Annotated in this window: 12 protein-coding genes, 1 tRNA gene and 1 other RNA gene; 9 read left to right on the plus strand and 5 right to left on the minus strand. The window is 32.9% G+C overall.

Annotation, left to right across the window (positions count from 1 at the left end; all coding sequences use genetic code 11):
* Positions 1 to 26 precede the first annotated feature (26 nt).
* The 8 genes from MVE07_RS07990 to MVE07_RS08025 all read left to right on the plus strand — a co-directional run bounded on the left by MVE07_RS07990 (position 27) and on the right by MVE07_RS08025 (position 6,735).
* A complete protein-coding gene (locus tag MVE07_RS07990) occupies positions 27 to 317 on the plus strand; it encodes a DUF2103 domain-containing protein (protein ID WP_297456114.1) in 291 nt (96 codons plus the stop codon).
* Between the two features lie 16 nt (positions 318 to 333).
* Positions 334 to 795, plus strand: a complete 462-nt coding sequence (locus MVE07_RS07995; RefSeq protein ID WP_297456116.1) for a hypothetical protein — start codon at positions 334 to 336, stop codon at positions 793 to 795.
* 128 nt (positions 796 to 923) lie between these two features.
* Positions 924 to 1,925, plus strand: coding sequence for a GGDEF domain-containing protein (locus tag MVE07_RS08000; RefSeq protein WP_297456118.1), 1,002 nt, complete (start codon positions 924 to 926; stop codon positions 1,923 to 1,925).
* A gap of 70 nt (positions 1,926 to 1,995) precedes the next feature.
* Positions 1,996 to 3,063: a dihydropteroate synthase gene (gene folP / locus MVE07_RS08005; protein WP_297456120.1), complete on the plus strand. Its 1,068-nt coding sequence runs from the start codon at positions 1,996 to 1,998 to the stop codon at positions 3,061 to 3,063.
* Positions 3,056 to 3,889, plus strand: a complete 834-nt coding sequence (gene cdaA, locus MVE07_RS08010; RefSeq protein ID WP_297456122.1) for a diadenylate cyclase CdaA — start codon at positions 3,056 to 3,058, stop codon at positions 3,887 to 3,889. The genes folP and cdaA overlap by 8 nt, the downstream gene beginning before the upstream one ends.
* Positions 3,877 to 4,257: a CdaR family protein gene (locus tag MVE07_RS08015; RefSeq protein WP_297456124.1), complete on the plus strand. Its 381-nt coding sequence runs from the start codon at positions 3,877 to 3,879 to the stop codon at positions 4,255 to 4,257. The genes cdaA and MVE07_RS08015 overlap by 13 nt, the downstream gene beginning before the upstream one ends.
* A gap of 38 nt (positions 4,258 to 4,295) precedes the next feature.
* Complete coding sequence (thrS, locus tag MVE07_RS08020) at positions 4,296 to 6,236, plus strand: threonine--tRNA ligase (protein WP_297456125.1); 1,941 nt, start codon at positions 4,296 to 4,298, stop codon at positions 6,234 to 6,236.
* 13 nt (positions 6,237 to 6,249) lie between these two features.
* The gene (locus tag MVE07_RS08025) at positions 6,250 to 6,735 is read left to right on the plus strand and encodes a hypothetical protein (RefSeq protein WP_297456127.1); all 486 of its coding nucleotides are present in this window, start codon (positions 6,250 to 6,252) and stop codon (positions 6,733 to 6,735) included.
* Here the strand turns inward: MVE07_RS08025 and MVE07_RS08030 are convergent.
* The 5 genes from MVE07_RS08030 to MVE07_RS08050 form a co-directional block, all read right to left on the minus strand.
* Entirely contained in the window at positions 6,690 to 7,418 is a 729-nt protein-coding gene (locus MVE07_RS08030; RefSeq protein ID WP_297456129.1) for a response regulator transcription factor, read from the minus strand. The genes MVE07_RS08025 and MVE07_RS08030 overlap by 46 nt on opposite strands.
* Before the next feature lie 17 nt (positions 7,419 to 7,435).
* Positions 7,436 to 7,535: signal recognition particle sRNA small type (gene ffs, locus MVE07_RS08035), an RNA gene on the minus strand.
* 19 nt (positions 7,536 to 7,554) lie between these two features.
* Positions 7,555 to 7,645, minus strand: a tRNA-Ser gene (locus MVE07_RS08040).
* A 50-nt stretch (positions 7,646 to 7,695) separates the two neighbouring features.
* Positions 7,696 to 8,133 carry a PIN domain-containing protein gene (locus MVE07_RS08045; RefSeq protein ID WP_297456131.1) on the minus strand — a complete coding sequence of 146 codons (438 nt, stop codon included), beginning with the start codon at positions 8,131 to 8,133 and terminating at the stop codon, positions 7,696 to 7,698.
* Positions 8,123 to 8,386 (minus strand): hypothetical protein, encoded by a 264-nt coding sequence (locus MVE07_RS08050; protein ID WP_297456132.1) that lies wholly within the window; start codon positions 8,384 to 8,386, stop codon positions 8,123 to 8,125. Before MVE07_RS08050 ends, MVE07_RS08045 begins: the two co-directional genes overlap by 11 nt.
* Before the next feature lie 126 nt (positions 8,387 to 8,512).
* On the opposite strand from MVE07_RS08050, the gene modA reads away from it, so the two are divergent.
* A partial coding sequence (gene modA, locus MVE07_RS08055; protein WP_297456134.1) for a molybdate ABC transporter substrate-binding protein occupies positions 8,513 to 8,986 on the plus strand: 474 nt, incomplete at its 3' end.

An 8,986-nucleotide genomic window follows, 5' to 3' on the forward strand; every position in this document is an offset into this window, starting at 1 on the left:
GGGCTTTTGTGCCCCTTTTAAAAGAGATGAAATACAGAAAAAAAGGTATTAAAAAGGAACATCATATTATTGAAGACGGGGAAGAACTACTTGAGGATTTAGTAAAAAAGGGGTTGGTGAAGTCTATCATTCCAGGTCGAATAAAAACCACTCCAAAAGGCCAGCCGGGAAATCCTCGTCTTACATTCCAGTATGAAACCAATTCAGGTGCAAAACTCCTTTTGAAAAAAGGTTCAACAGTTCAAGAGGTTTTTGTGATTACAGATAACGTTCAGGCTTTGAAAGAATATATAGCTGAAAAATATAAAAATAGATAGTTTGGGAGGGACAGCCATGAATAATAGTGAAAAAGCCTTTAAAGAATGGCTGGATTCAAAAGGTTATCCTTATATATTTGTGGATCAATCTATTAACACTTTTGCTAGTTTTTTTAGAGGTATAACTAAAAGACCTGATTTTTTGGTTATTGTCAAAAATTTTGGGATTATTGCAGTTGATGTAAAAGAAAGAAAAATTAATCCGGATAAAGGTTATACGGATTTTATATTAGATGAAAAAGATGAGGTTTCTAAATATATAGAGTTTGAAAGAATTACAAGAATTCCAGTTTGGTTTGCTTTTTGTAAGCCAGAAGAAAGATATGAAACTTGGTATTGGATTCCCTTATCAAAAGTTCTTGAATGTGAAAAAAAGGTAAGTAGTCGTTCAAAAGAGGAGTTTAGAAGTATAAATGTTTCTGATTGTATTGTTATTCAACAAAACAGAAATGATGGATTGTCTAGACTGATGGAGTAATAAAATATAATTACTTACTTTGCTAATTAACTTTTAGAAAATTTTTTTATAGATTTGTTTTTCCCCGCGTTAAAGTATTATATTATTAACGAAAATTTAAGGATATAAAAAACTAACTGGTAAAGATATTGGCTAAAAATCCTTTAGAGTATAAGGAAGACTTTCAGACAAATCAAGAAAGAATATTTTATCTTTTTACTATTGTAGGTGTTTTCTCTACAGTAACTTTTGCCATAATAAATATATATTTTGGAAATATAACAATAGGTATTATAGAAATTGTTTTATCTTCTCTTGCAGTTTTAAACGCCATTTATTTCAAAAAAACAAAAAATTTTGAAATAGCAGCGACAAATATTTTAATTTTAGTTTTTTTAGTTTTAATGGCATTAATAAAAACCGGTGGATTTAAAAATCATGGTATTTTTTGGATATATACCTTTCCTCTTTTAACATTTTTTTTGAAAAATAAAAAGATTGCTTTACTGTGGAATTTAATTTTCATTTTTTCTGTCTTTATTCTTTTGCTTTTATCAATAAAGGGTTTTACCAAAATTGCCTATGACTTTTACACTATTTTTGAAGCAATGAGTGCATATTTAGCGGTAACTTTTTTAGCCTATTTTTATGCTGATACACTAAGAAAATTAATGGAAAAGTTGATTGATAAAGCAATTTATGACCCTTTAACAGGACTTTTCAACAGAGAATTTGTTATCCAATATTTGAAAAAGGAAATAGAAAAAATAAAAAGAGGACAAGAGAACTCTTTGTGTGTAATTTATATTGATCTTGATAATTTTAAACAGATAAATGATAAATATGGCCATGTAGTTGGAGATGATGTATTAAAAGGTATTGCAAAAATATTTTTAAAAAATTTTAGAAAATCAGACGTAATAGGAAGAATAGGTGGAGATGAATTTTTAATAGTTATAACTTCATGTAAAAAAGATTTTATAGAAGATAGATTAAAACTGCTTAGAAAAACTGTAGAAAATCAATTTAAAGAATATAATCTTTCTTTCAGCTATGGAATTATTCTGATCCCGGATGATACTCTTAATTCTGAAGATGCTATCAGATTGGCAGACCAAAGAATGTATAAAAACAAAATGAGAACATCTTAATTTTATTCTAATTTCCATAGCCTATTTCGCCATAAGGTATAATTTATTAAAAAACACTGAAGGAGATATTATGAACTCAATTCCCCATATAATTCCTGAAAATCAAACTATTTATAAAATTCTCATACCTGACCCATTTCAAGAGCCTATTATTGTCAAAAATGAAGATGAGTTTAAAGATTTAATCACAAAATTAAAAAAAGAAGGAAAAAATGAAATAGCCCGCCAGCTTACAGAAAAATGGGTAAATCTTCACAAAGAAACTTTCAAAATCAATCACAAGGGAAAATTTTTAAATCTCGGACATAAAACAGCAATTATGGGAATTTTAAATATAACTCCAGATTCTTTTTCAGACGGAGGAGTCTTTTACAAAAATATAGATAAAGCTGTTGAGCATGTATCCCAGATGCTTGAAAATGGAGCAGACATAATAGATATTGGCGGAGAATCTACAAGACCCGGTGCAACCCCTGTTCCTGTTGAAGAGGAAATGGAAAGGGTAATTCCTGTCATAAAAGCCATAAGAAAAGAGCTTGGGGATAACTTTTTAATCTCAATAGATACCTATAAAGCAGAAGTTGCAAAGGCTGCAATTAATGAGGGAGCAGATATAGTAAATGATATTAGCGGCATGACATTTGACCCTAAAATGGCAGAAACTGTAGCACAACTTGACTGTCCTGTGGTTATAAATCATACCCGTGGAAGACCAACAGAGATGCAAAAGGATGTATACTACGACGATGTTGTCCTTGAAATAATAGAATTTCTTGAAAATCAGATAAACTATGGAATATCAAAGGGTATAAGAAAAGACAGATTTATAATAGACCCGGGAATAGGTTTTGGAAAGTTAGTAGAACATAATATTGAAATCATCAAAAGATTATCTGAGTTCAAAGTCTTAGGTCTGCCAATTTTAATAGGCATTTCCCGAAAATCATTTATTGGAGTAATTTTGAAAAACCTTATGGGAAAAGATGATGTTCCGCCGAAAGATAGAATAAACGGTTCTTTAGGGGCTACAGCTTATGCTGTTTTAAATGGAGCTCATATAGTTAGAACCCATGATATAAAGGAAACAGCAGAATTTTTAACAATTATAGATACAATTAGAGGTTATAGGCTTGTTTGATAGTATCCAGTGGCTTATTGGGATAATCAAGTCAATACGAATCAATGACATAATAGATATCCTTATTGTTGCCACAATTATTTATTACCTTTTGAAATTTATTATTGGAACAAGAGGCTGGCAGATACTTATAGGCTTATTTATCCTTCTATCTATATGGCTTGTTGCAAAAATACTTCATCTTCCAACAATTGAATGGATTTTTGATAATCTGTGGAGTATTGGAATATTTATTCTTATAGTTGTTTTTCAGCCGGAAATAAGAAGAGGACTTGCAAAATTAGGAGAAAGGGGACTTTTCAGATATTCACTTATTTCCAAGAAAAAAGCCATTGATGAAATCATAAGAGCAGCAACATTCCTTGCTGAAAGAAAAATTGGAGCATTGATTGTTTTCGAAAGAAATATTGACCTTGAAAACTATACAGAAGGCTGTGTTAAATTGAATGCAGAGATTTCCCTTGAACTGCTTATTTCTATTTTTATACCCCAAACACCTCTCCATGATGGAGCAGTGATTATAAGAGACCAGGAAGTAGTTTCTGCAAGATGTTTTTTACCTCTTACAATAAATCCAAATATCCCCAAAAACATAGGAACAAGGCACAGAGCAGGAATAGGAATATCAGAAGAAACCGATGCAGTTGCTTTAATTGTTTCAGAGGAAAGAGGGGAAATATCTCTTGCTGTTGATGGAAAACTATTCAGGGATTTAGACCCTCTGACCCTCAGAAAAAAACTTATAGAAGTTCTTGAAATAGAAAAACCTGATTTCATCGGAAAACTAAAGAATAAATTGTTTGGGAAAAAGAAATGGAAAAAATAAAAGAAATTATTTTAAATAATATACATCTGAAAATCTTATCCCTGCTTGTTGCTTTTCTCCTTTGGCTTAATATAACCAGCACCCAAAAAACACAGATTGAATTTATGACCGAAATAAAAGTGAAAAATCCACCTAAACATCTAATAATCCAGAGAATAGAACCATCAAAGGTGTCCATACAAATAGAAGGTATCCGTTCAAAATTAAATCAGGTCAATATATCACATATTGAGGCTTATATTGATGGAAGGAAATTAAAAAAGGGCAAAAATATAGTTAAAGTTCAGGTTTCCCCTCTCTTCACAGATAGTTTCACGGTAATATCCATCAAACCTGAGAAAGTATATGTCTATACAACCTCAAAATGATAAAATATTTTTTTGTGTAAAAACTCAGGAGGTTATCAATGTTAAAGCTAAATATAAATAGATTTGGTGAGTATGAATTTGAAGATGGTATCACCATAAAAGAAATTATACAAGCTCTTGAAGGAGAAGGTAAAAAAATAAAAGGGGCTATAGGCGGTGTTTTAAACGGAAAAATAATAGACGTTCACACACCTATAAGAGAAAGTGGAGAACTTAGATTTATTACCAAAAAAGACCCTGAAAGTCTGGAACTTCTTAGACACTCCCTTGCTCATATAATGGCACAGGCTTTAAAAGAGCTTTATGGAGATGAAAATGTTCATCTCGGTATTGGTCCGACAACAGAGCACGGTTTTTATTACGATGTGGAAGTAGAAGGAAAAAGGCTTACAGAAGAAGACCTGCCGGTTATCGAAGAAAAGATGAGAGAAATTATAAACAGAAATTGCCCTGTTGAAAGAAAAGAGATACCAAGGGACGAAGCTATTGAGCTTTTTGAGAAGAAAAAAGAGATATACAAAATAGACATAATCAAACATCAGATACCTGAAGGAGAACCAATATCTGTATATACCCAGTGTGATTTTATCGACCTTTGTAGAGGTCCACACATACCATCAACAGGAGAAGCAGGGGCATTTAAGCTTGTATCCCTTGCAGGTGCTTACTGGAGAGGTAAAGAAGGAAATCCTATGCTCCAGAGAATATACGGAGTTGCTTTTTGGACAGAAAAGGAGCTAAAAAAATACCTGAATATGCTTGAAGAAGCTAAGAAAAGAGACCATAGGAAGCTTGGTAAAGAGCTTGAGCTATTTATGATAACAGATGAAGTCGGTGGTGGACTTGCCCTGTGGCTTCCAAAAGGAGCAATAATCAGAAATGAAATAGAAAATGCATGGAAACAAGAGCACGTAAAAAGAGGATACCAGCTTGTTTATACACCACACGTAGGTAAGGAGCACCTCTGGAAAACAAGCGGACATGTTGATTTTTACAGGGAAAATATGTTCCCTGAGATGCAAATAGAGGAGGAAGGGTATTTCGTAAAACCTATGAACTGCCCATTCCATGTTGAGATATACAAATCTAAACAGCGTTCATACAAAGAACTGCCCCTCAGATTTGCAGAATTGGGAACAGTTTACAGATACGAAAGAAGCGGTGTTTTACATGGACTTATGAGGGTTAGAGGCTTTACACAGGACGATGCCCATATTATATGTAGAGAAGATCAGGTTGAAGAGGAAATTAAAGGTGTTCTTGAGCTGATACTTGATACCCTTAGAAGTTATGGATTTGATGAGTTTCAAGTGTTCCTCTCAACAAGACCTGAAAAATCTGTTGGCGATGACAGAATGTGGGAAGTTGCAACAGACTCTTTAAGGAAAGCCATAGAAAGCGTAGGGCTTACATATGAAATAGATGAAGGAGGTGGAGCTTTCTACGGTCCCAAAATAGACGTAAAAATAAAAGATGCCATCGGTAGAATGTGGCAGTGTTCAACTGTTCAGTTTGATTTTAATTTGCCAGAAAGATTTGATATGTATTATATAGGGGAAGATAACCAGAGACACAGACCATATATGATACACAGGGCTATATTTGGTTCAATTGAAAGATTTATCGGAGTTCTTCTGGAACACTATGCAGGACAACTTCCACTATGGCTTTCTCCTGTTCAGGCAAGGATAATTCCTATTGCTGATGCACATATTCCTTATGCTAAAGAGGTTGAAAAGCAACTTAAAGAAGCAGGCCTTAGAGTTGAAGTTGATGAAAGAAACGAAAGAATGAACAAAAAAATAAGAGATGCAGAGCTTCAAAAAATTCCTTATATGCTGGTAGTCGGAGATAAAGAGGCAGAAAGTAAAACAGTTGCTGTTAGAACAAAGAAAAAAGGAAATATAGGAACAATGCCTGTTGAAGAATTTATCCAAAAAGCTAAAAAAATAATAGAAGAAAAATCTTTAGAGTTATAAATGGAGTGGTAAAGTGGAAATAAAAATAACATGGAGCAAACCTATAAAAATTTTTGAGCCCGGTAAATACAATACAGCAGAAAAATTTATAGAGCATTTAAGGAAGTTGATTGAAGAAATAGAAAATCCCTTACTTGATATGGAAGGGGTTTTTATGTTTTTATCAGGACAATTAAAACCACAAGAAAAACTTTCTGTTGTATCCATAGAAGGAAGTGCAGAAAGAACAATAAGGGAACATCTTTATAAAAAGAAAGGGCATGTGAGGGAGCTAAAATGTATATATAAAAACTATAAAGATGAAACTCTTTACTTAAAGATTGGAGCCTTAAGTGAAATAAATCCAGACATTCTGAAATATTCTGTATGCTCTTTAATAGATTATGTTGATCCGTCTTGTAGTGAGAAATGCACAGAAGAATACACTAAATTAGAAATAATTAATATAGGAAATTACTTTCCTTTACCTGAAAGATTACCTTTATCAGAAGAGGAGTAATCCTCTTCTTCCCACATATATCCCACTCCTCTGACAGTTTTTATATATTTTCCATATTTTCCAAGTTTGTCCCTTAGTTTTTTTATATGAACATCTATTGTTCTATCATAAACATCAAATTCATCTTTCCATATTTGAGATAAAATCTGTTCCCTTGATAAAACCTTACCTTTGTTATTTATTAGAAGCATAAGAAGCTTAAACTCTTTTGATGTTAAAGGAATTTCCTTTCCATCAACTTTAACTTCAAACTTTTCAGGGGAAATCTCAATTCCTTTAATTTTTATAAAGCTTCTTTTTTCTTTATCCTTACAACCCGTTCTTCTAAGGATAGCTCTTATTCTTGCTATTACTTCTCTTAGGGAAAATGGTTTCGTAATATAATCATCTGCTCCCAATTCCAGACCTACTATCTTGTCTATTTCTGTGCTTTTTGCAGTTAGCATAATAATAGGAATTTCCGAAAACCTTTCATCGCTTTTTAGTTTTTTGCAAAACTCAAGGCCATCCATATCAGGAAGCATAATATCCAGTAGAATAATATCAGGTTTTTCTTTTTCAAGGGATTGGAGGGCAGGAATACTGCTGAGAAAGGATTTTACATCAAATCCTTCTTTCCTGAGATTAAATACAAGAAGTTCATTGATATCTTCGTCGTCTTCTACTACATAGACAAGACTCATTTAATTCCCCAAATATGTTAAGCCGGGCACCCCCTACCGGCGTAGGGAAACTGGCTTACCGTTGCTCCCTTCCGGGCCTGGCGGGGTTCACCAGCCCCTACCCGGAGGGACCCGGCGATTTTATATCTTATTCCACTGGCGGATGGGGTGGGATTTGAACCCACGGTGCGGATAAATCGCACACAGCATTTCCAGTGCTGCCCCTTCGGCCGCTCGGGCACCCATCCAGCAGATTTTCTATTATATGTTATTTTATCATAATTGCAACTTCTCAACCTTATTTTATTTTGAATTGCTTAATAAATTCTTTAGTTGTAAGGACTTTTATATCTGGAGAGTAGAAATCCTTATCATTTGTCAGAATTAAATCGCACCCTTCATTTTTAGCTAATACATACTGAATTGTGTCTTCTAAATCCTTAAAATTCTTGTCATTTTCCATTAGATAAATACTTTCTCTAACTTCATATTCAGAAAAGGAGATTATAGAATAAACGTTAAGCAAAATTTTAATATCATATAATGCTCCTTTTCCATACTTTTTTTTCAATACATAGTAAACGGTAGTAATCAAATCGCAGCTGGTAAATAATTCTGTATTTCTATTTTGTAAAAGATATCTTATTGCTTTGGTAGCTGATTCATTTTCTTTTCTGGTTTTATCAAATGTATCAATAATTACATTAGCATCCACAAAAACCTTATTAATATTCACTTCCCATCTCCTCTTTTAGTTCCTGGAATGATTTGCCTTCGGTAACTCCTGCATATTCTTCAGCCCTTTTAACTATTTGCTCAAAAGCTTCTTTTCTCCTTTTCCTTCTATATTCTTTTATCTTTTCTTCCAGTAGCTCTTCAATCAAAACACTTTGGGGTTTTTTATAATACTCGGCCATTTCTTTTAATGCTCTTTCCACACTCTCAGACAGAACTATATTTTTTCTTACTTTTCTTTCAGCAGTTTTCATTTTCTTCACCTCTTTTACACATTTTTAATATACACACTTTAATTTATACATAATTAATCATACATCAACTTGAAAATAAATTCTGTATGTTATACGTTATTTAAAATAAACTATAACGGTAGAGGTATGAGAAATATACTTTTTGCGCTACTTTTGCTTTTTTCTGTTTCTTGCGGAGAAACACTTACAATAGCAGCAGCGGCTAATGTTCAGTATGCTTTAAATGAGCTTTCACAAAAATTTAAAGAAAAATATCCCCAGGTTAGTATAAACAAAATTATTTCTTCATCTGGTAAATTAACAGCCCAAATTGTAAGGGGAGCTCCTTATGACCTATTTTTATCAGCTGATATGAAATATCCTGAATTTTTATATAAAAAAGGGTTTGCTATCTCAAAGCCTGTTGTGTATGCGAGAGGAACCCTTGTTCTATGGAGTATAAAAAATATTCCCCTGAAAAACGGAATAAGTTCTCTTTTAAACCCCTTAATCAAAAAAATAGCAATCCCTGACCCTAAAACCGCTCCGTATGGCAGAGAAGCGAAAAAAGCCCTTGAAAAATCAGGAATATACCAAAAGGTAAGGTACAAACTTGTATAT

Source organism: Persephonella sp. (assembly GCF_027023985.1).
Taxonomy (GTDB): domain Bacteria; phylum Aquificota; class Aquificia; order Aquificales; family Hydrogenothermaceae; genus Persephonella_A.